The sequence below is a fragment of the Nostoc sp. UIC 10890 genome (genome assembly GCF_054786515.1).
This window is the reverse complement of sequence record NZ_JBSGKF010000002.1, coordinates 122513-149472: the sequence shown is the minus strand read 5'-3', so window position 1 is coordinate 149472 and position 26960 is coordinate 122513. Positions and strand designations below refer to the sequence as shown.

The following is a 26960-nucleotide window of genomic DNA, read 5'->3' as shown; positions in this document are numbered from 1 at the left end:
CATTCTCTGGTCAAGCATTGTTCTGGTTGAGTTGCTGCTCAAGCTGCTCATCCCAGAAGGCGGCTTCTATTTTGTGTCCATCTGGATCGCGCACAAAGCAGCCGTAATACGGCTCACTATAGTCGGGTCTACCACCGGGGGCACCATCGTCTTTGCCTCCTGCCGCTAATGCTGCCTCATGGAAGGCGTGGACTGCTTCTTTTGTAGGAGCAATAAAACCAATGTGAGTTCCATTGCCAACGGTTGCAGGTTGCCCGTCGAAGGGAGTTCCCACCCAAAATTCGGGATACTGTTTGCCATAGGCGATCGCCCCCGGATGCTCCATAAATCGCTTACAGCCCAATGTTGGCAACACAGCATCATAGAAGGCGATCGCTCGTTCAAAATCATTAGTACCAATTGAAACGTGCGAGAGAATGCTGGGATTGTTATCCATGTCGGAATCCTCTATCAGTTGATGTGGATGTGCTAGAGAGTAGAGAGCCGATCGGTGATTTGCTGCACCCTAACACAACTTGATGAAACGATTGGATTATAACAGTACTTTAGTACTAAGCCGACTTGTCTTCTTTTGCCTTTTGTTAAGTTACAAGTTCACCCTGTTAGAAGATTTTTCATTTCTTTTCAACAAGAAAGGCAGAGGGCAGAAGGCAGGAGGCAGAAGGAATACTATTTTCGCCCTCTGCCCGTGACCAGACCGAACTTGGGTCTGAGTCCCCCACCATAATCTCTGATTTGGTGGCCAAGAATTGAGCGGGGTTAAAGCCCCGTTCAAATTCTTCCCTTCTGCCCTCTGCCTCCTGCCTTCTTTACCGGCATCATGGATGCCTGGCGCTTTAAACTGTTGTAAACCCTTAGCCGGACTGAATGTTAGGTTTAACTTCGCGCAACCGACGTTCCAGAAAACGACGCTCACTGTCATTTGTCACTAATTTTAGTGCCCGTGTATAGCTCTGGGTCGCTTCCTCTAATGCTCCAACACGCCGGAATAAATCTGCACGGGTGGCATGAAAGAGATGATAGCTGTCCAGTTCTGGAGCAAGGCGATCAATCAGTCCAAATGCGGCTTGAGGACTGTCTGCCATTGCGATCGCCACTGCTCGGTTCAAGGCCACAATGGGTGAGGGCTGCAAGCGTTCCAACACCTCATAGAGCCGCACGATCTGCGCCCAGTCTGTTTCTTCGGCGCGGGTTGCCTGACAATGGAGGGCTGCGATCGCCGCTTGCAGGGCATACACTCCGGTTCCAAAGAGCAACGCTTCCTCTACCAGAGGTAACGCCTCAGCAATCTGTAGATGGTTCCAACGACTGCGATCCTGATCTTCTAGCAAAATCAAATCGCCTGCCTCATCTAGACGCGCATTGCGCCGCGAATCGTGCAATAACATCAGCGCCACCAGTGCTGTGACTTCAGATGGGGGTTGGGGTGCCAGCAATTGCCGCACCAGTTGCCCCAAGCGAATCGCTTTGATGCAGAGGTCAGCCCGCACGATCGCATCTCCTTTGGTTGCGGCATAGCCTTCGTTGAAGATCAGATAGATGACTGTCAGGACTGCCTCTATCCGGGGAGCGAGATCAGTCGTCTCCGGTACTTTGTAAGGAATGCCTGCGTCTCGAATTTTGCGTTTAGCACGAACTAACCGCTGTGCCATTGTTGCAGTCGGTATAAGAAAGGCGCGGGCAATTTCGTCGGTTTCCAGTCCACCCAACATTCGCAGGGTCAACGCTACTTGAGTTTCCGTTGCCAGTGCCGGGTGACAGCAGGTAAAGATTAATCGCAGGCGATCATCTCCAATTTCATCACTGTCATAAGTTGGTTCTTCAGTGGATGGAATTAAGCCAGATGCCGCATACCACTCCAGTTTTTCGGTCAGTTTCGTGCGTCGTCGAAGGCGATCGATCGCCTTGTACCGGGCAGTTCGGATAATCCAGGCACGGGGACGATCAGGAATACCGTCGCTTTCCCACTGATTCACTGCCGCTGTAAATGCTGCCTGTGCAGCTTCTTCAGCTACATCAAAATCTCCGACCAGCCGAATCAGAATAGCGACAATGCGCCCCCATTCAGTTCGATAAAGGGCAGCAATTGCTTGAGCCACATCTGTTTTTGGGATTGAAGCCATACCTTTCACAAAAATACATAAAGAATTTTGGACAAGGTGTCGATTTGAGCAATTGCCGTTCGACTAACTGATAAAGGGAGATAAGTTCAATTGTACTAGACAAAATTTTTGCACTCAGGTGTCGATTTGGACAATTCCCGTTCGACTTAATCACAAAGGAGGCAACCAAATGAAATATTTGCTGCTGATTTATATGGACGAAAACGCCATGAGCGACACCGAGCGGGAGCATTGCTATGGGGAATCTGCCCAACTCGCCCAGGACTTGCATACTCAAGGACAATTTCTGGCGACGGCTCCACTCCATCCTGTTGCAACCGCAACCAGTGTCCAAGTCCGTGATGGCAAATCACTCGTGACCGATGGACCATTTGCCGAAACCCGCGAACAATTGGGTGGATTCTTCCTCGTTAATGCTCAGGATTTGGATGAAGCCATTGCGATCGCCACCCGCATCCCAGGTGCAAAAGTCGGCACCGTCGAAATCCGTCCTGTCATCGAAGTTGCGGGACTACCAGCACAGCCCTGACCGTCCTTAACCGCTTGAACTCAAGGAGAACCCTCATGCAAAACAATTCCAAAATTACTCCCTGTTTATGGTTTGACGATCAAGCCGAAGCCGCCGCTCAGTTTTATACGTCGATTTTTCGCAATTCCAAAATTGTCCACGTCAGTCGATATGGAGACGCTGGACAGGAAATTCAGGGATTTCCAGCCGGAGCCGTCATGACTGTCAGCTTTGAACTTGATGGTCAGCCGTTCACAGCACTCAACGGTGGTCCGACCTTCAAATTTAACGAGGCGATTTCCTTCCAAATCTTTTGCGATACCCAGGCGGACGTGGACGATTACTGGCAAAAATTGTCTGCCGGTGCGGATGAAACCGCACAGCAATGCGGCTGGCTAAAAGACAAATACGGCGTCTCCTGGCAAATTATTCCTCGCATTCTGATTGAGTTACTCAACCACCCCGACGAGGCAACCTCTCAAAAAGTGACCACTACCATGCTGCAAATGAAGAAGATCGAGATTGATGAACTCAAGCGTGTCGCTGCTGATTAGCGGTTCCTTCGGAGTTGCGCTTTGCGCTAATCAGCACACCCAAACCCTCGCAATCTAACTCAAAACCATCAACAGGAGATTTCACAATGAAAGTCATGGTCTTTGTCAAAGCAACCCAAGACTCCGAAACTGGGGTCATGCCGAGCGAACAGCTTTTAACTGAAATGGGGCAGTACAACGAAGAATTAGCCAGGGCAGGTATCTTGCTCGCTGCTGAGGGGTTTCATCCTAGCTCAAAAGGGGTGCGAGTTCACTTTTCAGGAACCGATCGCACCGTCACCCAGGGACCTTTCACTCCAGCGCAGGAGCTAGTGGCAGGGTACTGGCTGTGGCAGGTGAACTCAATGGAAGAGGCAGTTGCTTGGGTAAAGCGCTGCCCTAACCCTATGCCAGGAGACTCCGAGATTGAGATTCGTCCCGTATTCGAGACAGAGGATTTTGGTGAAGTCCTGACACCCGCCTTAAGGGAGCAGGAAGACCGCATTCGCGCTCAACTTGAAACGCAGCAGCAAGAGTAACGTCATCAGCAACCGCGCAAATGATGTTCATGTGCGAACGATCCGCTCATCAAAACGCAGAATCGATTACAAAAGGAGAAATCAATGCAACTCAATTCTTACCTGATGTTCAACGGCAACTGTGAGGCAGCGTTCAAGTTCTATGAACAATGTCTGGGTGGGAAAATAACTATGATGATGACACACAAAGAAGCACCTTCTGCAGAAAATGTCTCACCGGAATGGCAGGACAAAATCATGCACGCTTGCCTTGAACTAGATGATCGCCTCCTGATGGGATCTGACTGCCCACCAGGATACTTTGAAACCCCGCAAGGTTTCTACGTACAAATTAGCGTTCCTGAAATCGCTGAGGCAGAACGGCTTTTTCACGCTCTAGCAGAAAACGGCAAGGTGAAGATGGCGATCGCGCAAACGTTCTGGTCATCCCGCTTTGGCATGTTGACCGATCAGTTTGGGACACCGTGGATGATCAACTGCGAACAAATGCACATCACTGAGGTTGATTCATGAAACTCTATGAATTTGCTCCCACACGATCAATTCGGGTTCGTTGGGTTCTCCAGGAACTTGGGGTGGAATTTGAAGCAATCTCCATCAACATGCAGGCAGGTGAACACCGTACACCCGATTTTCTCACCATCAATCCCACTGGCAAGCTCCCTGTACTCATCGATGGCGAACATATCATCACTGAATCCGTAGCCATTGCTTTGTACCTCGGTGAGAAGTACCCAGAATCTAACCTGGTACCTACAGACTTGCTTCTGCGAGCACAGCTTTATCGTTGGCTCCTCTTTACTGCCACCGAATTGGAACAGCCGCTATGGCGTATCGCTCGCCACACGTTTATATACCCAGAAGAGTTGAGATTGCCTGCTGAAATACCTCTGGCTCGGCAAGACTTCACCAGTATGGCTGTCGTTTTAGAGAACCATCTGTTGGATCGGCAGTTTTTAGTGGGTGAACACGTCACAGTGGCTGATTTTGTGCTTGCTTACACACTGGATTGGGCGAACGAAGTTCAGCTACTCGCCACTTTCCCCACCCTGGTGGACTACATGGAACGAATGTACAAACGACCAAAGGCATCTGGGCGAATCGCAGCTGCACTTGCAAGTCTCAATCAGACCTCACAATGATTCGTGATCTGATCAGCCGTTTGGGTATCAGCCAGAGTGAAGTCTGGTAGATATTGTTTTACAGAGACATCCAGGACATCCAGGTTAATTTTTCCAGCTTCTACCAATTGCAGCGCTGCGATCGCTGTAAAAGATTTACTCAGTGAAGCGAGCGGAAATTGAGTTTGTGGGGTGATAGGTTGCTGAGCGTCCGCTTTGCCATAGCCTTTGGAATGGATTGACATCGCGACACTCCTTGAATTACGTTGCTCCTTCTTCCAAAAAGCTCAATTAACCGAACTGGTCAAAGGAAATAAATGCTCCCATGATTCTCTGGTAAGCTGCCACTTAATCTGGCTCCACCCTTGCATATGCATCCAGCCGGAACCAGGTTGTGTACCGATCGCCTGGAATCCGTAACGTTCTGCTAGCCGGGATACTCTCAGGTTAGCACTCACAGAAAGACCAATAATTTGCTTTAGTTCCAAATCGCGGAACCCAAAATCAATCAGAGCTTTCCCAACTTCGATTGCATAGGCATAACGCCCCCAGTGCTGGGGTGCTAGCTCAATTCCAAGTTCTGCCTGCCCGGCAGCATAGCCATCCTGCCGCAATCCACCACAGCCAATTAACTCCAGATTGCGGCGATCGACGATCGCCAACTGGTAATTGCATCGAGGAACTTCGGTTGCCCATTGTATGAACCGTTGAAACAGTTGATAAGTAAAGTCCGGTGTCACTTCTTCCGGTGAACAGAACTCGGCATAACGAGGATCAGCGTGATAAGCAAGGAATGCAGGCTCATCCTCCTGAACAAAGTCACGGAGAAGAAATCGTTTGGTGGTAATGTCCATAGCCATGTTTTAGGAAAGCGATCGACTCTGGGTTCCTTCACCAGGCGTGATAAATAACACTGAACTGGGAGTACGAACCTTTGCTGTATGCCAGACTCCGCGTGGCACCAAAATGTACTGACCAGGGGTGTTGAGAGATACAATTGCTTCACCTCTATCTTGCTCCAGCACGAAATCAATCTGTCCAGATAAAAGGCAGACAAATTCCTCTCCAGCAGGGTGTCTTTCCCAACTATCCCAGTCTTGCTCGAATGTGTAGTGGGAAATCAACCGTTTTCCCTTAAAGTCTCCAAATTGCTGTTCTAGCTTTTCGTAGAAGCGATCGCTAACAGCGATCGGAATTGCATTGTTAGCATCATCCAGGACAACAAAAGTTGAGTTGATATTTTGGGGAGTGACTTCACTCATGATTCGATGACTCCTGCTGTAAGAATGAATAACGATTAACCTCGGAAACCAACTAACGCCTTTCGTCCGTCTGCTACGAAGTTGGGCTGCTGGCATACCTATACCCAATCTTCAACCGTTAAAGCCCAGCGTTCATGGTCACGCCATTCTCCATTGATTTTGAGGTATCGTCGAGAGAAGCCCTCCTTCGTGAAACCGAGTCGCTCTACCAAATGAATGGATGCCCTGTTTTGGGGCTGAATACGATGCAAACCGAGTGTACAAAAAGCGTAATCAATCGCTAAACGCACACCCTCTGACATCAACCCCTGACCTGAAAAATTTACGTCAACGTAATAACCGAGATAAGCATTTTGAAACGCTCGGTAGAAGATTTGACTGAAATTTGCGACTCCAATAATTTCAGCGCTATCTGCGTGACAAATTAGTAAGCCTTCAAAGTCCTCATTTTGGCAACGATTGATATAGTTTTTGCACTCCTGCTCGTTGAGTGGAGGAAAAGCCCAGAGGAAATGGAACTCTTTGCTTCGGGAAGGATGTATTGTAATGTTTTCTCTTTCGTTTACCCATTGAGCCATTGCAATGTCTATCGCCTTGCCGCCTAAACGTCTACACACTCAACTTTAATGCTACCGTTGATTATTTGGTAGGCTTCTTTACCAAAGAGCAACTCCTGTTTGTGACAGTACGTACATCACAAGAGCAACGTATTGTTTTTTACCTATATTTGCCAGGAGTATCACCCACAAAAATCATCCACCCGGATATCCCGCCAAATGTCAGAAATCTGCCAGCCAGAGTTGCCAACAGACTGTACTGGAGGATTGTCAAAGAATGGAATATAGTCAGGAACTCTAGCCACTGGAATTGCTGCTGGTTGCTCATCAACCACAGGGGCAGGGGCTGAAGAATTGACGGTATCAGCTTGAAGATTTTGGTCTTCAGCGTGTTGGATTTCCATCATTTTCTTCAGAGTCAGCTTGTCGGATTTTTTGATGATCTTCATATCTATGTATTAAAAGTTTTCATTCACTGCTCTCCAAAAGCATTGGCTGAAAATTTGGATGACAGCAAAATTGGGAGAAATTGGGTGTTAATAATTGCACGGAATAAACAAGATACAGCAAATCTATGGAAAATACGAGTCCCTTGCTGAGGAATTTATCTTTTTCGATACAAAGTCCGGTACTTTAGGTGTGTATGCTATGGCAGCAATGCCTTTCGGATGACAAAATTCAAAGTGCCATTGTACTTATTCAGGACAATATGCCAGCAATAAACCTTGAAGCCGGACAAATCGTTCGAGTACGCTCCCGACAGTATCTTGTAGAAGATGTAGTTCTTGGGCCGTCTGCTGAGGAAGACACTTTAGTTCGCCTTTCGTGTCTAGATGACGATGCACTAGGAGACCCCCTGGAAGTTTTGTGGGAGAGAGAAGTCGATGCTCAGTACATAGGTGCAACGAATTGGGATTTAGTTGCCAGCCGAGGATTTGACGATGCACGGCTGTTTTCTGCCTACCTGCACACACTGCGTTGGAACTGCGTCACTTCCATAGACCCAAAATTATTTCAGGCACCTTACAGGGCCGGGATTGAGGTGAAAGCTTATCAGCTAGAGCCACTACGTAAAGCCTTACTGATGCCTAGAGTAGCTCTGTTTATTGCCGATGATGTTGGTTTGGGCAAAACCATTGAAGCTGGGCTGATCCTCCGCGAAATGTTGATGCGCCAAAAAGTGAGGCGCGTTGTCATTTCCTGTCCGCCATCGGTGGTACGACAATGGCGGGATGAAATGGAGAGCCGATTTGGACTCACTTTTATGATTTTTGACCGAGAGTTTGTCGCCTCTCGTCGCCAAGAACGCGGCTATGGAATTAACCCTTGGACAACGCACAACCGCTTTATTATTTCTCATGCGCTACTCCGAGATGAAACTTATGCTGCACCATTACGTGATTGGTTGGGTGATTTTTCTGCTGCATCGATGCTGATACTTGATGAGGCTCATAACGCTGCCCCAGCAAGTGGTGCCAAATATGCTGTTGATTCTCAACTGACACAAACTGTTCGTAACTTAGCTCGTCGGTTTGAGCATAAGCTGTTTCTGTCTGCCACTCCCCATAACGGCCACTCTAACAGCTTTGCCGCACTACTAGAAATTCTTGACCCACAACGGTTTTGTCGAGGCGTACCTGTTCGCAACCCAAAACTCCTTGATACTGTGATGGTAAGGCGTTTAAAACGCGACCTACGGGAAATAGGAGAAGATTTTCCTAATCGCCAGGTTATCCCCATAGTTATTGATGGGCTACCTGCAAATGCCCCAGAATTAAAGCTGTCTCGATTGTTACAAGAGTATCGCCAACTACGTGAGGAGCGCCTAAAAGATACATCCAAATCTACTCAGAAGTCAGCGATGCTTGTTGTCACCTCTTTGCAAAAACGCCTACTCTCCTCTATCGAAGCATTTGCCAGAACTTTAAAGGTGCATCGTACTGCAATTGAAAAGCAAGCTACTTCTACTCCTAACACAGCTAAATTGTCACGTAATTTACCCCTACTTTGGGAACCCCCAGGGGTTGATGATGACCGCGCTGAACTTGATGAAATGGAAGTAGAGGAGGAAGAAGATGCTCAGATGATGGCAGCAACTAGTCAAGCTACGACCTCTGCGCTTACAGCCCGCGAACTAGAACTACTAGAAGAAATGTCTGAGACTGCAAATGCTGCACGTTATCAGCCAGACCCCCGCATCAAAGAACTAGAAAATTGGATTCGTAGCAATCTCTGTCCCAATTTGGGCGAGGCAGGGGCTACTTGGAATGACCGCCGAGTAATTATATTTACTGAATATACAGATACAAAACGCTACCTCCAACAGCAATTAGAAGCGTTGATTGCAGGCTCAGACCGTGAACATCAACGCATCGATGTATTTCACGGTGGTATGGGCGAAGAACGCCGAGAAGCAATCAAATTAGCTTTTAATACCGACCCATCTCGCCATCCTCTGCGTATCCTCATTGCTACCGATGCAGCGCGGGAGGGGGTAAACCTACAAAATAACTGCGCTGACCTGTTTCACTTTGACGTACCGTGGAACCCTAGCCGCATGGAACAGCGCAACGGGCGGATTGACAGAAAACTGCAACGATCGCCTATTGTTCGCTGTTACTATTTTGCACTGCCACAGCGAGCCGAAGACCGGGTACTAGATATCTTAATTAAAAAGACAGCAACCATACAAAAAGAACTGGGTAGCCTTTCCCCAGTGGTAGAGAAGAATTTATCAAGATTGCTGGAAGGGGGTATTCGCCATGAAGAAGCAAATTCAATTGCTGAGGTGATTAAAAAAGTAGACCAGTCTGAGACTCAAGCCAACGCTTTCTCCCAAGTAGTTGATGAAGAATTGGAGGAAATTAGACTTCAAAAAGAGCAATTGGTTAACCAAGTGGCACAACTTCAAGAAATGCTCAAAAGTTCGCAGAACTGGTTGGGACTGGATGACCGCCATTTTCGAGATGCTATTTCCGCTTCTTTGGAAATTTTGGGAGTAAGTTCGCTCGCACCTGTGGATGCTAATGAGGCGGCTAATGACCCTACTACTGCGCGTTGGATAGTACCATCTCTCGACCAACGCTTGGGAGCAGATCCCACCTGGGCTAATACTCTTGATACCTTAAGAATACCGCGAAAACACGGTCAAAAACCTTGGGAATGGCGACGGGGGGCTCCCATTCGTCCGGTAATTTTCCGCGATCCTGGTACGTTGGATGGTGATGTAGTTCACTTGCATTTGGAACACCGGGTAGTGCAGCGGTTATTGGGACGCTTTTTATCGCAAGGTTTTACACACCATGAATTAACTCGTGCTTGCGTCTGTCTCACGGATGAACCTTTACCTAAAGTGTTAATTTTAGGACGCTTATCTTTATATGGCGATCGCGCCACTAGATTACATGATGAAGTAATTGCTGTGGCTGCGGAGTGGTCAGACCCAGTAACTAGAGGGCGTAAAAAGTTACAAGCTTTACCAGAAGGACAAAAGGATGATGTTTTAGCTTTACTGGAAAATTCTTTGGCTTCTCCCCGGTTGCGAGAGGTTCCCTCATCAGTTAGACAACGCTTATGTCAAGCTACATCTGAGGATGTGGGAGAGTTGACACCACATTTGCATAAACGTGCAGAGGTGCTAGCTGAACGCGCCAAGAAAAAGCTGACAGCACGGGGACAAAAGGAAGCTGAGGAAATGAAGAAGATTTTGGAGGAACAACGCGATCGCATTTTCAAAACTAAACAAGAAACTGAACAACCCCTACAGCTTTCGTTATTTGCTGAAGAAGAGTTGCGTCAGTTAGAAGCAGACCGTCGCCATTGGGATAAGCGGCTAAATATGCTAGCTGAAGAGTTGGTGCGCGAACCCGCGCGAATTGAAGCAATTTATGAAGTGAAGGCGGTACGCGTTGAACCTGTAGGTATAGTTTATTTGTATCCAGTTAGCGGTTAGTTGTTAATTTGCAGTAATTGATTCTTAAATCTATGACTTATGCTGAAATTTTTTCAACAGAAACTTGATGCATAATTCGCTCTTTTAACGAATCTGCTGCAACTGCTGCAATAGTTTCCCAATCTTCTTGTTTCAACAACACCGCAAGCAATTCGCGTAGTATCTCTCGATTAGAGATAAACTCTTCGCCATAAAGTTCATCTGTTCCCAAAACAACGAGTAGGTGTTCTCTTACTTCTGGTGCAGGTAATCTTAATCTTTGAAGTAATCTATCTCTTGCAGTTTTTACTGCAATTTTTGTAGCTGTTCCTAAATTCCAATTATTCAGCAGCAACCGCACTTCTCTATTAAGAGAAATACGTAATGTTGTTAAACGTCCTAAAAGTTCAAAGTTAAGCATGAGGTCGCCAAATCCAGAACCCCAATCCAAGCCAGCACCAATATTCCCACCTACTTTATCTTCTGCTTCAACAGCTTTTCTCAACCATTTTTCATCAAACAATAAATCCATCGAATTTACTGCATTTTCTTGATTAAAAGTGCTTTGAATATAATTAGGTTCTTCCTGATTCATTAACTTCACCTCGCTACCTTATTTAGAAGAACGGCGAATTCCATACTCAAAATAAACCAGGTCTTCGTAATCTTCATCCTCTCCTAAATCAATCATCCCTTGATTATCATAAAATTCTTCTGCTCCTGGTAGCGAATGCAACCCAACTCTACCCTCGTAACCTAGTTCGATACTGCGGTTTCTGGCAAATGCTAAGAGTGCAGTACCAACGCCTTTTAATTTGGGCGGACGTTGAATAAATTCCCGGTTCCAAGGCGCAGAAGCAATTCCATCAATGTATACTAACCGTTTACCCTCACTGATACGCGAACCGTGCATTTGAGTTTCAATCAGCATTAACCCTTGAGTTTCGCCTTCGTACTCAATTGCATAGCCTTCGCGGTTTGGTTGTCTGTGAATAACGAACTGAAGTTTAAACTCCCAGTCCCAAAATTTATCTTCTTGTCCGTACAATCTTAATTGTTCTTTCCACTCTGAGGCATAATCATTGACGTGCTTTTGCACTAATTCTACTAAATCTGCTTCCACGGTCATGCTATCTTGACCGCGAATTAGTTGTATTTTTGTTCGCATCGCACCAATATCGTGTGCATTAGCAGATTTTGATGTTATCAGATTAAGTAAACAAACTGTACCAGACTCAAAGACCGCAAAGGAGAAACGATGGCAATTGACCCAGAAATCACCAGACATAAAGAGTGGTTGGGTTTTCTCCAGCCTATAGGGTTGGTAGTATCTCCCCCGGCGTTGGTAAAGGCGCAGGCGATGGTCAACCGCAATATTGTAGATTTGCAACAATTATTGCTGGCTGCGGTTGATGAGGATGGCTATATTGCTGATTTTCCGGCTTTTGTGGTAAATGTATTAAGCTGGGCTGATAGTGACCTTGTTAAACCATCACTAGAATACGAGATAGCTTTAACTGATTACAGCGAAATTCTTGCGCCTACCTATATTGTGCCTGACCCGGATAGCGACAAGCCGCAGATTTTGGTGCAAATAATTTCTTCTGGTACTGACTTGGATGTAGTCGCACCAGAATTAACTAAGTCTAGCAGTGGTTGGCACGCCAGCCCCCAAGCTAAGTTTGAGCGGTTGTTGCGGGAGACACAAATACCCATAGGTTTGTTGTGTAATGGTGGGTTGCTGCGTTTGGTGTATGCGCCACGGGGCGAGTCTTCTGGACATTTGACTTTTCCAGTACAGGCGATGTGTGAGGTGTCTGGACGGCTGATTTTGGGGGCGATGGAAATGCTGCTGTCGGCATTTCGCGTGTTTAGTGCTACTACAGGCCGTCGGTTACAAAATTTGTTGGAAGATAGCCGTAAGTACCAAGCAGAAGTTTCTACAACCTTGGCTAACCAAGTACTAGATGCTTTGTGGGAACTGCTGCGTGGGTTTCAGATGGCGGATGCGGCAGTTGATGGTAAGCTGTTAAGTGAAATTGCTGCCACAAATCCGCAACACATTTATGGTGGATTAATAACCACACTGATGCGACTGGTGTTTTTGCTCTACGCTGAGGACGAAGGGTTAATGCCACCAGACGATATTTACCAGCGTAACTATTCTGTATCTGGATTGTATGAACGGCTACGAGAAGACGTGGGGAATTACCCCGATACGATGGATCAGCGTTATGGGGCGTGGGTGTGGCTGTTGAGTTTGTTTCGATTGGTTTATGACGGCGGCGGACAAACACCAGAGTATTTACCAGCACGGCATGGTCAGCTTTTTGACCCGGATGAGTATGCGTTTTTGGAAGGTCGCTCACGCGGTAGTAAGTTTGTCAAGGGTCAACCAATCGAGCCTCCGCGAATTCCCGATGGTGTGGTGTATCGTTTGTTAGAAAAGCTACTAATTTTAGAAGGGGAGCGCCTGTCTTATCGGGCATTAGATGTGGAGCAAATTGGCTCGGTGTATGAGGGCATTATGGGTTTTGCTGTGGAACGGGCAGAAAGTCCGAGTATTGGAGTTTATAGCAAGCCCAAGGGGTCAAAGGTTTCTACGACGGTGGTAGTAGATGTGACGGCGATTTTGGCAGCAAAGTCAGCTGACCGTCAGAAATTACTGAAGGAATGGGCAAATTGTGAGGTATCAGGGAATGTCCTCAAGGAACTGAAGGCGGCACAGACGTTAGAAGATATAGTGATTGCACTAGGTCGGAAGGTATCGCGGCAAACACCTAATTTATTGCCTGTGGGTTCGCTGTACTTGCAGCCAGGGGAAGAACGCAGGCGTTCTGGTTCGCATTATACGCCCAGGTCACTCACTAAACCAATTGTGGAAGCAACGCTGCGTCCGGTGTTGGAAGCGTTGGGAGAAAAACCGACTGCGGAACAGATTTTATCTTTGAAAGTTTGTGATTTGGCGATGGGTTCTGGTGCGTTTTTGGTAGAAACCTGTCGTCAATTGGCTGAGAAAGTGGTGGAAGCGTGGGAACGCGAGGAAAACGATACCCGCCTGGGAATTAGCGATCGCAATCAGAATACGATAATTGATAGCGATCGCAACCAGAATGCGACAATTAGCAATTATGGCAAAGAAGAACCTTTATTAATTGCGCGTCGCTTGGTGGCGCAACGGTGTTTATATGGCGTGGATAAAAACCCGTTTGCGGTGAATTTAGCGAAGTTATCTTTATGGTTGGTAACGCTGGCGAAGGATTTACCGTTTACATTTCTTGACCATGCGCTCAAGTGTGGGGATTCACTGGTAGGGTTGAGGAAAGAGCAGATTGGGTCTTTTGGGAAGGATGCAACTGACGATTTACCGCTATTTGTATATTTGAAAGAGCAACTTGACCGTGCGCGTTCTTATCGGGCGGAAATTCAGGCGTTGGATACCCGCAGTGATGCTGATGATGACCAAAAGCGGGATTATCTATATAAGGTAGAGCAAGAATTGCGCCAAGCGAGGTTAACAGGGGATGTAAGAATTGCTGCATTTTTTGAGGGAAGTAATAAGAAGCAGCGAGAGGAGAGAGAAGCTGAGATTGCAGAATTGGTGAAGAGATGGCGATATCACCAAGCTGATACTGAGGGTTTGGAGGAAATTGCTAGCAGGTTGCGGAGTGGGGAAAAGGGGATTATTCCCTTTAACTGGGATATTGAGTTTCCAGAGGTTTTTGATAGGGAGAATTCGGGGTTTGATGCAATTATTGGAAATCCGCCGTTTGCGGGGAAAAATACAACAATTAATGCTCATGCACCCGGTTATCAAGATTGGTTAAAGGAAGTTTACCCAGAGTCTCACGGTAATTCTGATATTGTGGCGTTTTTCTTCCGTCGTGCTTTTGAGATATTACGAGAAGGTGGAACGTTTGGGCTAATTGCTACAAATACTATTGCTCAAGGTGATACTCGTAGTACCGGACTACGTTGGATTTGTCAGAATAAAGGGACTATTTATAATTCTCAAAAGCGGTTGAAGTGGCCTGGACTTGCAGCAGTAGTTGTGAGTGTGATTAATGTTTTTAAGGGAATTTATAACGAAGTAAAACTGCTAAATGGGCAGGAGGTTCCCCTAATTTCTGCATTTCTTTTTCATGCAGGGGCAAATGAAAATCCACAAATTATGCTAGCTAATAAAAGTAAAAGCTTCAGAGGTAGTTGCGTTTTGGGTATGGGTTTTACTTTCGATAATACAAGCGATGAAGCAACACCCATTGCAGAAATGTATCAATTGATTGAGGAAAACCCCAAAAATGCTGAAAGAATCTTCCCATATATTGGTGGGGCGGAAGTTAATAGCAGCCCCACACAAACACATCATCGCTACATTATCAATTTTGGTGATCTGGCTGAGGATGAAGCTTGGAATTATCCTGATTTGATGAATATTGTTGAGCAAAAAGTAAAGCCAAAGCGACTATCTGATAATCGTGCTGCATATAAAAAATATTGGTGGCAATATGGTGAAAAAAGAGTTGAATTGTGGCAAGCAATTAGGGGATTAAATAGGGTACTTGTAAATTCTGAAGTAAGCTCACACCTATGTTTTGCTTATCAGCCTTCTAATCGTGTCTTTGCACATTACCTAAATGTTTATCCACTGTCAAGTTTTGCTTCTTTTTGTGGACTGCAATCTCGTATACACGAAATTTGGGTAAGGTTTTTTGGCTCATCCTTAGAAGACCGACTTCGGTACACAATTTCCGACTGCTTTGAAACCTTCCCCTTCCCCGAAAATTGGGAAACCAACCCCACCCTAGAAGCAGTAGGCAAAGAATACTACGAATTCCGCGCCGAATTAATGATTCGTAACAACCAGGGACTAACCGACACCTACAACCGCTTCCACGACCCAGAAGAACGCGACACTGATATCCTAAAATTACGCTCACTGCACGCTGCAATGGATAAAGCCGTCCTCGAAGCTTACGGCTGGAGTGACATTTCCACCGACTGCACCTTCCTGCTAGACTACGACGATGAAAACGAAGAAGAAGAAACCAGCAACGGACGACAGCGAAAAAAACCTTGGCGCTACCGTTGGACAGAAGAAGTGCATGATGAAGTTTTAGCACGCCTACTCGACCTTAACCAAGAGCGAGCAAACATGGAAATTCTTGGCGGGAAAGCAGCACAAAAGAAAACCAAGGCTAAAGCTAGTAAGAAGAAAGCTAGTAAAGCACGTAAAATTAAAGAAGATGCGCCAATAATACCAGGGTTAAATTTGGAGTGATTTGAAATTAAATAGTCTAAATACAAGGAAAGATAATGACAATTAAAGAACAGATTACACAAGAACTAGAAAAATTACCTGAGCCTCTATTGCAGGAAATTTTAGATTTTGTACAATTTTTGCAAACTAAACAGCAACAACGGATATTATCACCAGAACAACCACAGCTAGAACAAAACCCAAACGATAATTCTCAAACATCATACCGTCCGGCTTCTGGACGTTCTCTTCTCAGACACGCAGGGACATGGGCTGGTGATGATTTTGAAGAATGCCTTCAGTCAGTTTATGCTACTCGTGGTAAAGCTAAATTTGATTATGAATCTAATCCTTTTGAATAATGTACTTACTTGATACAAACCATTGCAGCGCAATTATATTGGGCGAAACTAATGTAATTCGTCGCATTAGTGAAGTTGGGGAATCTAATATTTTTACTTGTGTGATTGTACAGGGAGAACTTCGCTACATGATGGAGAGATCCCAACAAAAAGAAACTAACATAGCGCGATTAATAGAATTTCTTGAAGATATTTCTATTTACCGAATAGATGAATATACTGCTGATTTATACGGACAACTCAAAACGGATTTATTCAATCAATTTGCGCCCAAAGAAAAAAGCAAGCGGAGAAAAACTAAAATAACTGATTTAGGTTTTGGTGAAAATGACTTGTGGATTGCAGCGATTGCTCTACAACATAATCTTACCATCGTCTCAGCCGATAGCGATTTTCAGCGTATTAAAGAAGTAAAAACATTATCTGTTGAATCGTGGTTGACAAGTTGAAAAATTGATGAAATTAATTACTTTCATTCTGGTTTAACCAAGCTACTAAATCAGATATTTCTGAAAAGTCTAGTAGTGCTTCTGCTAAATCATCTATCTTTTCAACAGATAGCACTCGAATTCTATCAATCAATGATGAATCTATGTCATTAAATTTATGGTTCAACGTATTGAGGAAATCCTGGGTACTACAATTAGTGAATATACGCCTAATGCAATTAAGTTTCACGGCTTATCATTGGAATCATTGGAACAGATCGTTAAAGAGGGTTACACTACAACATCTGCAAGTTTTAACGCGGCTCCATCCGTAGGTTTATTTATCGAATTTGGACAGCGCTGCCAAGAAAAAGGGTTAATAGTAAATTTTGATGGAGTAGCATTTACCAACGCAGAAAACTCCAATTTAGTTGTTGATGCGATTACAGTTATCGGTGTGGAAGACTTAGATTTTGTTGGTGAATTTGTTCAATTTGTTTGGGGATGCGATGAGCTAGAGATAAATTCCCAAAAGTTATATGCTTGGTGGGATTAGGTAATAATCAGCACATCAGCCTATTTTTAGGGGATAAGTTTAATTTTGACGTGACCATTGAAATCAAATGATTTCTACGATTTTAAACAAAAGTATTATTTGACACTTTTAACTACTTCGGGCAACATAAGATAAACAGTTAATTGCTTGTTATATCTTTCAAGGGAGTAAACAGCGATACACCATGCCCAATACTCCTGCCGAAGTGCGTTCATCTCTCATTGATGCCCTACAACTTGACTTAGTGGGGCCTACGCCCAATGATATCGCCCACGTTGACGAAATTATCGACCAAGCTCCATCTAAGTGGTATCTCACAGGTTTTTTAGTGCCTTATGAAGCTTCGGTAGAACAGCGTTCAGAAGATATAGGTAACGATGATATCGACGAGATTTCTCAAGTCAACGCTGGCGATGATGAAAAGCAACCCGAAAGTGCCTCCGCCCGGAGAGCATTTTTTCCCTCTTCAATGGGTTTAAGTATTCTTGTACCAGCAACCGCTAAGGAAATAAGTGTTACTGTTCACTGGGGCGACTACTGTCCAGTTGATGAAGAGAATGAAGAAAGTCAAGAAGATTCTAAAAACCAACTCCAGTTACCCCGGCTGTGGCAAAGAACCCCCGGACAAGCAGAATTAACCGTTCCTCTCCATGTAAGTAATGCACCCAAACATTGGGAAATTCCTGGTAGTCATGGTTTGAGACTAGTTACCTCAGTGCGTCCCGTAACTGCGGCAGAGTTGGTTCCTGCTGGGACTCGTTCTGCATCTGTGTTCCTGGTGAACTATCGCCCTCCAGCCGCCAACCCATACAGCGATATCGCCTTCGCCTTCCAAACTTGCCTCATCATCCGCACCCCTTATTCTCTCGTCCCTCGTCCCAACCTGCGCGGACGACACGGTGATGATTGGGATGAGAAGGTAGCAGATTTACAGTATCGAGATGATTATGAATATGCGGTGGGACATAACGTTTCAGCTGTCGCCATCACCAACGATGACGCTACTTGTCAAGAAGTCCGCACTGCTTGGATGCCCATTGCTGATGTAGAAAAGGTAGTGGCCGCGCAAGTTCCAGGCGTGGAACTTGGGATGGAAGCACTCGCCGCCGCACCCACAGTCGAAACTCTGCGAAATATGATGTCTGGGATGGTTGATGCTTATGGGGTGTGGATTGAAGGACAAAAGGTAAAGTTTCCTAATGACCCAGAACGAATTGAAGTTGCTAACGACTTACTAGACCGGGCAACCAGGGTAAACAAACGCATCGCCGCCGGACTGCAAGCACTGGATGACCCCAATATATTAGAAGCATTTCGGATTGCAAATCGAGCGATCGCCATTGCTATTCGTCAGCGTTCTACCCACAATACAGATATTACCCCAGAATCTGTCAAGCCTCCGGCATGGCGACCGTTTCAGCTGGCGTTTTTGTTAATGAACTTGGTTGGTATCGCCCATCCCGAACACCCTGACCGAGAATTAGTAGACTTGCTGTTTTTCCCCACAGGCGGTGGTAAAACCGAAGCTTACTTAGGACTAGCAGCATTCGCAATGGTACTGCGCCGCCTGCGAAATCCCACGATAAATTCAGCTGGCGTAAGTGTCTTGATGCGTTATACTCTGCGCCTGCTTACCCTCGACCAATTAAGCCGTGCTGCTACTCTTGTCTGCGCTTTAGAGTTAGAAAGACAAAAAGATACACAAAAATTAGGCCCCTGGCCCTTTGAAATTGGGCTGTGGGTGGGACAAACCGCCACTCCCAACCGGATGGGAAAAAAAGGCGATAACGATGAATACACTGCCCGTGCCCGTACTATTGCCTTTCAAAATGACACCCGCAAACCTTCACCCATCCCTTTAGAAAACTGTCCTTGGTGCGGTAAACGGTTTACCTCTGACTCCTTCCAGTTACTCCCAGACTCCCATCAGCCAAAGTCACTACAAATTACTTGTATTAACCGCAAATGCAAATTTACCCGCAATCAATCCTTGCCCATCGTCGCAGTAGATGAACCAATTTACCAACGATTACCCAGCTTTATTATCGCCACCGTCGATAAATTCGCCAATCTCCCTTGGGTAGGAGAAACTGGAGCATTATTTGGACTGGTAGACCGTTATGACAAAGATGGTTTTTACGGGCCCGCCCATCCCGGTCGCGGTCAAGCACTTGCTGGTCATTTACCAGCCCCAGACCTGATTATTCAAGACGAGTTGCACCTGATTTCCGGCCCTTTGGGAACAATGGTAGGGTTGTATGAAACCGCCATTGACGAACTATGCAGCCGGAAAATTAACGGTAAAAAATTACGCCCCAAAATTATTGCATCCACCGCAACAGTACGGAGAGCTAGCAAACAAATTCGAGCGCTATTTGGTCGAGATGCTGTAGATATTTTCCCACCTCCCGGCCCCGATCGCCGCGATTCGTTTTTCGCCAAAACAGTGCCAGCAAGCATCAGTAACGCCCGTACCTACGTGGGAATCGCAGCGCAGGGACGAAGCTTAAAAGTAGTACTATTACGAACTTACTTAGCATTACTAGGTGCAGCACAGAAACATTATCAAGCAGCAGGAGGGGCAAAAAATCTTGATAACCCCGCAGATGCTTACATGACCCTGCTGGGATATTTTAACTCCCTACGCGAACTAGGTGGTAGTCGCCGCATCGTTGAAGATGAAGTCAACTCTCGTCTAGCAAGGTATAGCCTCAGAAAGCGAGTCAACGAAACTGAAGGTTTATTTGCCGACCGTCAAATTGCCTACGAACCGGCGGAACTGACTTCCCGTGTTAGTACTAACGTTGTTGCTGAAATAAAAAGCTACTTGGCACTGCTATTCCACGAGAAGAAACATATCGATGTAGCTTTAGCAACGAATATGATATCCGTGGGTTTGGATATCACCCGTCTAGGGTTGATGGTTGTGTTGGGTCAACCGAAAACAGCATCCGAGTATATTCAATCTACCAGTCGGGTAGGGCGGGATGAAAATCGCCCTGGCTTAGTCATCACATTATTAAACATACATCGACCACGCGATCGCTCTCACTATGAACGCTTCCCAGCTTGGCATACCAGCTTTTATCGTTCTGTAGAAGCAACTAGCGTTACCCCATTTTCACCTCGTGCCATTGACAGGGGTATCGCCGCTATCACCGTCGCCCTAGCGCGTTTAGGACATCCTGGCATGACTGCACCACCCCGCGCTATCGAGATTTTACAACATCGGCAGGATTTAGAATATGTTGTCGATGCCATTAGCGATCGCGCAGAAATGCATGATAAAGAACTTGATGCAGTGGAAGCCGAAGCACTGCGTCAAAAAGTTCGAGGACGGGTGAAAGATTTACTGGACACTTGGGAACATATTGCTAGTCAAAAAATTAGCTTGCAATACCAACAAGAAGTAGGACAAGCGCCGCCATTATTATTTGACCCCCTTGACCCAGAACTTGAAAAGCAACCAATGGAAGCACGCAAGTTCAAAGCACAACGCAGCCTGCGGGATGTGGAACCAACAGTAAACTTGTGGGTTTGCAACCCTGATGGTTTTGAGGTTGAGGAGGACGAGAAATGAAAACGAACCGCCAAGACGCAGAGAAGAAAGAGAAATGAAGTCAAAAAGCAAACGCAAGCCTTCAGGAGAAATACGGCAAAGCCAAATTATTTCCACCTTTGGCCCTGGCTCAATGGTGGACTTACCAAATTACTCAGTAATTATCGGCGGACTCAACCACTGGCGGGGTAATAGACAACGAATTTACGAAGACCGCCTTGCAGCCAGAGTTGCCGAGATTTTGGGTGTCAGAGACATTACCATGTATGCGCCACCTACGGACGAGCAAGACCCAAGCGCCGCCAGAAGTGGAATTTCAGCTTTTACCTTCCCCACTTGGTTTGTTGCCCAAGTAGAAGAAACTTGGACTTCTGCTAACGGCAAAGAATATCGTACCCGTCCTCTGATACCTTGGGGTAGTTTAGTTAAAGGTAAATACCTCAGCGATACCAAAAAGAAAATACCAGTTGTCCCCGTTCGCTTTGTCCAAGCCTGTGTTAACGGACACATCAGCGATATCGACTGGTATCGCTTTGTCCACAGCAATAGCGATACTTCCAGTAAATGCCGGGGTCAGCTTTGGCTTGACGAACGTGGTTCTGGCAATGATTTCGTAGATATCTTTATTCGCTGTGAAGCCTGCGGCACTCGTCGTCCTCTCTCTGATGTAACAGTACCCAATAGCAAAATTTTGGGTCAATGTCTGGGGAATCGTCCTTGGCTAGGGCCAAAAGCTTTTGAACCTTGTGTTTCCCGCCTCACTGGTAAACAAGAGTACAACCGACTTTTGGTAAGGGCTGCAAGTAATACCTACTTTTCGCAAGTTTTGAGCGTTATCTCCCTCCCAGACTCAGACGCAGCAATGCGAGAAGCAGTTAATTTGGTTTATGAAGACTTTCTTCAGTATGCAGAAAGTTCAGATGATATCAAAAGAGAACGACGCAAACAAAAAGTTGCTAATGCTTTAGAGGGATTTAGCGATGAAGCTGTGTGGTTAGAAATACAGCGCAAGCAAAGCGGACAAGGAGACCAAGATAAAAGCATCAAGCAAGTGGAAATTGAAACACTGCTTTCTAGCCCAGAAGAGATGGGAGAAGATGCTCCAGATGGTGACTTTTATGCCCGCGCCCGCAAGTTAACTAGTTTGCCCCCATTATTATCGTCTCGTATTGACCGGATTATTTTAGTGCATCGCCTACGAGAGGTCATTGCCCAAGTCGGGTTTACCCGCTTTGAACCTGCAATGCCTGATATTGATGGCGAACTGGCTCTGGATGTGCGACGGGCAGCCCTTGATATTGAACCAAGCTGGGTTCCTGCTATAGAAAACCGTGGTGAAGGCGTATTTATCAGCTTTCAAAAACAGGCAATAGAAAGCTGGGTAAAACAGCCTATGGTGCAAAAACGCGGGCTGGAATTGCTGAGGGGCTTCGAGGTATGGCAAAAGCGCAAGGCACAAGAGGACGCTAAATTCCCCGGATTACCTTATATTATGCTGCACTCCTTGTCACACCTGTTGATTACAGCAGTATCCCTAGAGTGCGGTTATGCTGCTTCATCAATTCGTGAACGCATTTATGTTGGTGAAACTGGCTATGGAATTCTTTTATACACTGGTTCACCTGGGTCGGAGGGAACTTTGGGGGGTCTGGTACAAATTGGCAAGCGAATTGAGTATCACCTAACTACAGCATTAGAATCGGGAAGGCTATGTTCCAATGACCCTGTTTGTGCCCAACACCAGCCAGACAATGTACAAGAGGAGCGTTTTTTGCATGGTGCAGCCTGTCACGGTTGTTTGTTAATTGCTGAATCTTCTTGCGAACGTGGTAACGAATTTCTCGACCGGGCGCTTGTAGTACCTACAGTTGAGGGTTTGGGTGCTGAGTTTTTTCTAAATCAGGAAATGTGATGGCAGCGTTTCTCCAACTGAGCCGACCAGTTTTGATCAGTTTGGCTACAGCCCTTGAAACAGGAAGACTTCATCCACCTTTTACTATATCAATTATTAAAACCTACGTACCGGAAATTCTCAGTGGCGGTATTGTTGAGGAACTTAATCGACTCAATGCAATGGGTGCTACTTCTGACCACATAGCTTATACATTGCGCCTGCTAGCAGCAGAACGGTCAGCATCTCAGGAAGTACACGACAGAGTAGAGTTGGTTTGGACAGGACAGGAAGTCGTCGGTTCTCAAAGCCGCGATACTAGCGTTGTCGTGCGCGAGTTATTCAGCACAGCCAAAAGTAGCATCCTTATTTCTAGTTTTGCTGTTGACAAAGGGAAAAAAGCACAAGCTCTGTTTGGTGTCCTGGCTTCCCGGATGGATGCGAATCTAGAACTAAATGTCAGGATGTTCCTTAACGTGAAGCGATCGCACAACAATAAATTACCAGAGTCAACGCTTTTAAAAGAGTTTGCAGACACCTTTCGTAAAGAAATCTGGACGGGACAACGCTTACCAGAGGTGTTTTATGACCCCCGTTCCCTCGCCCCAGGTGCATATACAAAAGCCTGTCTTCACGCCAAATGCGTTGTCGTAGATGAAGAACGCTTGCTTGTAACTTCAGCCAACTTTACTGAAGCCGCCCACGAACGCAATATAGAGGCTGGTGTACTAATTGATGACCCTGTAGCTGCTAAAGGAATGCGATCGCAGTTTGAAACCTTGGTGGCAAAGAATATACTACGTCGAGTACCGGGAATTTGATAATTTAGTGTAATCAGTTACTCCTCTTTTGTTACTCTAGGTCAATAAAATAATAACCAAATTTTTAATTGTAGAGAAAGCAAGCATTTGAGCGTTTATTTTCTAACAGAATGCCTGAAATCAAAATTTTTGGTAAAAGTCTTATGCTATGGGCATTTCAGATTATTCACTTCCGAAAGTAACAAAAGCGTCCGAGGAAAATGATCGCATTTCCAATGGATGTAAAGAAACCATTCTTGTTATGTCATTTTAATTTTTTTAACTAACTCATTTACTTGGTTGCTTAAAACCGCACTTTCCTTTGTCGTTAATACTTTGTCAGATACTCGAAGTTCTTTGTAAATTTCCTTTTTCTCCTGCCAATTTTCGTTGTATTGCTCGTTACCTAAAAGCCCAAGGTGTTCCCAATACCAAACATTGCCATTATGTCTGATTGTGAAGTCAGGTTCTTTCCATTGATATTCATTATAAAAAAGTTTTTCTTCATATTGAAAATCAATATTTGAATGATAAAGAATATTTGCAATTATTACTTCTGATTTTGAACGAACCCAAATCCCATTTTCAGCCTGATGTATCTTATTTAGTGAATGTTTACTTACGCCTAAATATCTTCCAATATCTTGGTGCATTGAAATTGAACTGTCAAAGTTATCAAGGAGATAAACGAGATAGTCTAATAAATTATGTTTATACTCTCTTTTACTTGCAGTTTCATTACTAATTGTTTCAATTTGCTCATCAGTAAGATATTCTTTTGTTGCTTCAATAATTAAGCATTTGTCAAGATTTTTAGCTAATTTTGCCTCATTATCAACTAATGCTTTATAGGTTATGTTGAAAAATTCTCGACAAGTAAGTTTTGAGAATTCGGGTTTTAACAATACAGGAACAACCATTCCCGTTCTTGTAGATTCAATTATTGACTTCAACATAGGGTTTGAGTTAGTTTTGAAAACTTTTAAGCCTGTAAAGCCTTTGCCTTCTATCGTAATTGCACCGCAATTCAAAAAATAAGGTAGAGCCGATTGTAATTCTTCTTCTGCAAAATATTGCAAAGTCTTTTTACCAACTTCATTGTTGGTTGCCTTTTTGAACAATTCTTTGATTTGATCCCCTTGAGGAAATGATTTGTCGATAAAGTGTGTTTTTCTTACCTGAACATTTTTATTAGAATAAAGCATATAAGAAATAGCACCATTTTGGTCTCTTCCTGAACGTCCAATTTCTTGATAATACTGCTCAATAGATTCGGGTATCATAAAATGAATTACAACTCGAATATTGGGAATATCAATACCCATTCCAAAGGCATTTGTTGCAAAAACTAAATTGGTTGAACCATCTCTAAACTCGTTTAGAACACTTTGCCGTTCGGAGCTACTCATATCTCCATGAAATGATAATGCCTTTAGCCCCTTTTGATTTGCAGTTTCACACAAATCTTCCACACCACCTTTGTGGTATTTACGATATAAATAAACCAATACTTTCTCGTTGGTGTGGTTATCTATTATTTGCCAAAGACGATCTTTCTTTTCTTCTTCGTTTGATAACTTCTCAACTTTCAAATCAATATCAAATCTTAACAATACATCATCTTTGATGATAGAACTTTTCTTAATTTTAAAATCAGTAGTAATATCAATAAGCTCTTTTGGATTTATTGTGGCTGTCAAACCTAAAATTGTTGGCCATTTATCTGAAAAGACTGAATTAAGAAAAGTTGGTATATGCTTGTAAAATGGTCGGAAATCAAATCCCCATTGGCTTATACAATGGACTTCATCAATAACTACTAATTTGATTTTATTTATCTGCAATGAAATACAGTATTCAAAAAATCCATCTGTCGCCATCCTTTCTGGACTAGCAAAAATGAAATCAGGTTTAGATTCACCCTTAGCAAATTTTTTTAATTGCTTCATTTGTTCTGAAACTCCCATACCACTGTGAATAGCTAAGACTTCAAAACCTTCTTTTTCGAGTTTTTCTGCCTGTTCGTCAATAAGTGCTATCAATGGCGAAATAACTAAACAAGTTCCTTTTAGTGCTTTTGCAGTAACCCAATAAATGAGGGATTTCCCACCACCTGTCGGCATTACTGCTAATGTTGAACCATTCTCTATAAGATGGTTAATTACTTTTTCTTGAAATAGTTTTAAAGAAAACACACCTGCTAAAGCAGGAAACTCTTTTTCAAAAACTTCTTTTGCTTTAGTATTCATAATGATAGCTTTCTGCTTTCTTCTTTAAATCGTCAATTTCAGACTGATGAGTTCTTGCGACAAATGAGAGAAAGCTATCCACTGGAACAAATCTATATTCAATAGGTAGGCTTACTCCATGCTTTGCATAAAGCTCTTTTAGTTGCTGATAAATTATAATAGCGTAAAATGAAAACAAGGCATACGGATAAAAATAATTTTGCTGAGTTGTTCCTTCTCTCGCATTGATCATAAGAAACTGAGAGTCTTCTTTACAACCAAACTTTTTCTTACTGCTTAAATAATATAATGCCCAAACAGCTTCTCTGCTTCTATTTGGATACATTTCAGGAAAAAGCTTGTAAATAAAATGACTTTTAATTCCCCCGCCAATTACTCCGTAAACTGTGTAGGCTTCTCCATCCAACTCATAATATCCCAAATCATAGCATGTCTCAATTTCTTCAAATTCATTTTCTTCATACCACTCATTACGCAATTTATTTGCTAATTGAACAAGGTTAGATACTACTTCAAATAATTGTCCTGCTTGCGCGGTGTTGAATGCTGCACGAAACTTATCAAGTTCCTTAGCTTGTTTGTTTTGCAGTGTTTTTCTGATAATAGGAATGTTATTTCTTAAAACTGTATTTTTAAAGGAGTTAACATCTTTTTTATATTCTTTTTCTAGTGATTCTAAGTGAAGGATATCTTGATAATCTAGGCGTTCTTTTTCATAATGTTTGATTGATTCTTTCAAAAGCCTTTCTAGAATTTTTTTTGTGTCTTTTGGCTTGCTTTTTGGTTTGCAGGTAGAACCAAATTTTACAGCGAGCTTTTCAATTTCACTTTCTTGTATTGAATTTCCGCCTTCTGTATCAATATATTGTTGGAAGTAAGTCGGGATAACTTGTTTTATTTCATCCCATACCTTTTCAATATGGTCTTGATCATAACAAATTTCTTCAATGTTGTTCGGATAATACATATTCTAGATTTTGCCTTTTAGTTAGCGGGACTTGAACAAAAAAGATCCGTTAGTTGTTTTATGGTTACACGGGTCATTGTCTACACTTGTCTGTAACGTTTGTGTATAATCATTATGTTTATATTTTTATAGTGGAATCAAAACCCGTATTCTTAGTGTTCCCACAAACTGAGCAAATATAACACCCGCTGCAAACGTTAAGTTGATAAGCAAAAGTATTGGGTTACTTCTTGGAGCAAAAAATACTATATTTGCAGTATTTTTTATTTTTTGATTCAGTTCGTAACCACATTATCTGCAATGGTAATGCGGTT

At 44.2% G+C, this 26960-nt stretch carries 25 protein-coding genes; 13 read left to right on the top strand and 12 right to left on the bottom strand.

What is annotated here, in order from left to right:
• Positions 1–10: 10 nt before the first annotated feature.
• The gene (locus ACWATR_RS30545) at positions 11–436 is read right to left on the bottom strand and encodes a VOC family protein (protein ID WP_322734904.1); all 426 of its coding nucleotides are present in this window, start codon (positions 434–436) and stop codon (positions 11–13) included.
• A 418-nt stretch (positions 437–854) separates the two neighbouring features.
• Positions 855–2123: an RNA polymerase sigma factor gene (locus tag ACWATR_RS30540; protein WP_460341143.1), complete on the bottom strand. Its 1269-nt coding sequence runs from the start codon at positions 2121–2123 to the stop codon at positions 855–857.
• Positions 2124–2292: 169 nt separating this feature from the next.
• Here ACWATR_RS30540 and ACWATR_RS30535 point away from each other — a divergent pair, with 169 nt between their 5' ends.
• The 5 genes from ACWATR_RS30535 (at position 2293) to ACWATR_RS30515 (ending at position 4845) form a co-directional block, all read left to right on the top strand.
• The gene (locus tag ACWATR_RS30535; RefSeq protein WP_012408899.1) at positions 2293–2652 is read left to right on the top strand and encodes a YciI family protein; all 360 of its coding nucleotides are present in this window, start codon (positions 2293–2295) and stop codon (positions 2650–2652) included.
• 35 nt (positions 2653–2687) lie between these two features.
• Positions 2688–3185: a VOC family protein gene (locus tag ACWATR_RS30530; RefSeq protein WP_460341138.1), complete on the top strand. Its 498-nt coding sequence runs from the start codon at positions 2688–2690 to the stop codon at positions 3183–3185.
• Between the two features lie 86 nt (positions 3186–3271).
• A complete protein-coding gene (locus tag ACWATR_RS30525; protein WP_109013312.1) occupies positions 3272–3703 on the top strand; it encodes a YciI family protein in 432 nt (143 codons plus the stop codon).
• Positions 3704–3787: 84 nt separating this feature from the next.
• Positions 3788–4216, top strand: a complete 429-nt coding sequence (locus ACWATR_RS30520) for a VOC family protein (RefSeq protein ID WP_460341134.1) — start codon at positions 3788–3790, stop codon at positions 4214–4216.
• The gene (locus ACWATR_RS30515) at positions 4213–4845 is read left to right on the top strand and encodes a glutathione S-transferase family protein (protein ID WP_460341131.1); all 633 of its coding nucleotides are present in this window, start codon (positions 4213–4215) and stop codon (positions 4843–4845) included. The genes ACWATR_RS30520 and ACWATR_RS30515 overlap by 4 nt, the downstream gene beginning before the upstream one ends.
• On the opposite strand, the gene ACWATR_RS30510 is transcribed toward ACWATR_RS30515, so the two are convergent.
• The 5 genes from ACWATR_RS30510 to ACWATR_RS30490 form a co-directional block, all read right to left on the bottom strand.
• Positions 4830–5069, bottom strand: a complete 240-nt coding sequence (locus ACWATR_RS30510; RefSeq protein WP_194042447.1) for a serine hydrolase domain-containing protein — start codon at positions 5067–5069, stop codon at positions 4830–4832. The two genes, ACWATR_RS30515 and ACWATR_RS30510, sit on opposite strands and share 16 nt — an antisense overlap.
• Before the next feature lie 42 nt (positions 5070–5111).
• Positions 5112–5678, bottom strand: a complete 567-nt coding sequence (locus ACWATR_RS30505; protein WP_194042446.1) for a GNAT family N-acetyltransferase — start codon at positions 5676–5678, stop codon at positions 5112–5114.
• Positions 5679–5687: 9 nt separating this feature from the next.
• The gene (locus tag ACWATR_RS30500; protein ID WP_460341126.1) at positions 5688–6086 is read right to left on the bottom strand and encodes a cupin domain-containing protein; all 399 of its coding nucleotides are present in this window, start codon (positions 6084–6086) and stop codon (positions 5688–5690) included.
• A gap of 98 nt (positions 6087–6184) precedes the next feature.
• Positions 6185–6703 carry a GNAT family N-acetyltransferase gene (locus tag ACWATR_RS30495; protein WP_322743950.1) on the bottom strand — a complete coding sequence of 173 codons (519 nt, stop codon included), beginning with the start codon at positions 6701–6703 and terminating at the stop codon, positions 6185–6187.
• A 122-nt stretch (positions 6704–6825) separates the two neighbouring features.
• Positions 6826–7092 (bottom strand): hypothetical protein, encoded by a 267-nt coding sequence (locus tag ACWATR_RS30490; protein WP_460341122.1) that lies wholly within the window; start codon positions 7090–7092, stop codon positions 6826–6828.
• 260 nt (positions 7093–7352) lie between these two features.
• On the opposite strand from ACWATR_RS30490, the gene drmD reads away from it, so the two are divergent.
• Positions 7353–10595: a DISARM system SNF2-like helicase DrmD gene (drmD, locus tag ACWATR_RS30485; RefSeq protein ID WP_460341119.1), complete on the top strand. Its 3243-nt coding sequence runs from the start codon at positions 7353–7355 to the stop codon at positions 10593–10595.
• 37 nt (positions 10596–10632) lie between these two features.
• On the opposite strand, the gene ACWATR_RS30480 is transcribed toward drmD, so the two are convergent.
• Entirely contained in the window at positions 10633–11169 is a 537-nt protein-coding gene (locus ACWATR_RS30480; RefSeq protein WP_460341116.1) for a hypothetical protein, read from the bottom strand.
• Positions 11170–11187: 18 nt separating this feature from the next.
• On the bottom strand, positions 11188–11742 hold the full coding sequence (locus ACWATR_RS30475; RefSeq protein ID WP_460341113.1) for a GNAT family N-acetyltransferase: 555 nt from the start codon (positions 11740–11742) through the stop codon (positions 11188–11190).
• Between the two features lie 90 nt (positions 11743–11832).
• On the opposite strand from ACWATR_RS30475, the gene ACWATR_RS30470 reads away from it, so the two are divergent.
• From ACWATR_RS30470 to ACWATR_RS30460, 3 genes are read left to right on the top strand one after another with little or no spacing between them, the layout of a single operon-like run.
• Entirely contained in the window at positions 11833–15855 is a 4023-nt protein-coding gene (locus ACWATR_RS30470; RefSeq protein WP_460341110.1) for an Eco57I restriction-modification methylase domain-containing protein, read from the top strand.
• A gap of 35 nt (positions 15856–15890) precedes the next feature.
• The gene (locus tag ACWATR_RS30465) at positions 15891–16196 is read left to right on the top strand and encodes a DUF2281 domain-containing protein (RefSeq protein ID WP_102206001.1); all 306 of its coding nucleotides are present in this window, start codon (positions 15891–15893) and stop codon (positions 16194–16196) included.
• Positions 16196–16645 (top strand): type II toxin-antitoxin system VapC family toxin, encoded by a 450-nt coding sequence (locus ACWATR_RS30460; protein ID WP_102206002.1) that lies wholly within the window; start codon positions 16196–16198, stop codon positions 16643–16645. The genes ACWATR_RS30465 and ACWATR_RS30460 overlap by 1 nt, the downstream gene beginning before the upstream one ends.
• Before the next feature lie 13 nt (positions 16646–16658).
• Here ACWATR_RS30460 and ACWATR_RS30455 read toward each other — a convergent pair whose 3' ends face one another.
• Positions 16659–16778 (bottom strand): DUF4351 domain-containing protein, encoded by a 120-nt coding sequence (locus ACWATR_RS30455; RefSeq protein ID WP_322734916.1) that lies wholly within the window; start codon positions 16776–16778, stop codon positions 16659–16661.
• Positions 16779–16802: 24 nt separating this feature from the next.
• Here ACWATR_RS30455 and ACWATR_RS30450 point away from each other — a divergent pair, with 24 nt between their 5' ends.
• From ACWATR_RS30450 to drmC, 4 genes are all read left to right on the top strand, one after another.
• Positions 16803–17180, top strand: coding sequence for a hypothetical protein (locus ACWATR_RS30450; protein ID WP_322734917.1), 378 nt, complete (start codon positions 16803–16805; stop codon positions 17178–17180).
• Between the two features lie 184 nt (positions 17181–17364).
• Entirely contained in the window at positions 17365–20760 is a 3396-nt protein-coding gene (gene drmA / locus ACWATR_RS30445) for a DISARM system helicase DrmA (protein WP_460341104.1), read from the top strand.
• Between the two features lie 34 nt (positions 20761–20794).
• Positions 20795–22651 carry a DrmB family protein gene (drmB, locus tag ACWATR_RS30440; protein WP_460341101.1) on the top strand — a complete coding sequence of 619 codons (1857 nt, stop codon included), beginning with the start codon at positions 20795–20797 and terminating at the stop codon, positions 22649–22651.
• Positions 22651–23451: a DISARM system phospholipase D-like protein DrmC gene (drmC, locus tag ACWATR_RS30435; protein WP_322734920.1), complete on the top strand. Its 801-nt coding sequence runs from the start codon at positions 22651–22653 to the stop codon at positions 23449–23451. The genes drmB and drmC overlap by 1 nt, the downstream gene beginning before the upstream one ends.
• A 239-nt stretch (positions 23452–23690) precedes the next feature.
• Here drmC and ACWATR_RS30430 read toward each other — a convergent pair whose 3' ends face one another.
• Both ACWATR_RS30430 and ACWATR_RS30425 read right to left on the bottom strand, forming a co-directional pair.
• Positions 23691–25679, bottom strand: coding sequence for a RecQ family ATP-dependent DNA helicase (locus tag ACWATR_RS30430; protein ID WP_460341097.1), 1989 nt, complete (start codon positions 25677–25679; stop codon positions 23691–23693).
• Positions 25669–26646 carry a hypothetical protein gene (locus ACWATR_RS30425; RefSeq protein ID WP_460341094.1) on the bottom strand — a complete coding sequence of 326 codons (978 nt, stop codon included), beginning with the start codon at positions 26644–26646 and terminating at the stop codon, positions 25669–25671. The genes ACWATR_RS30430 and ACWATR_RS30425 overlap by 11 nt, the downstream gene beginning before the upstream one ends.
• Positions 26647–26960 lie beyond the last annotated feature (314 nt).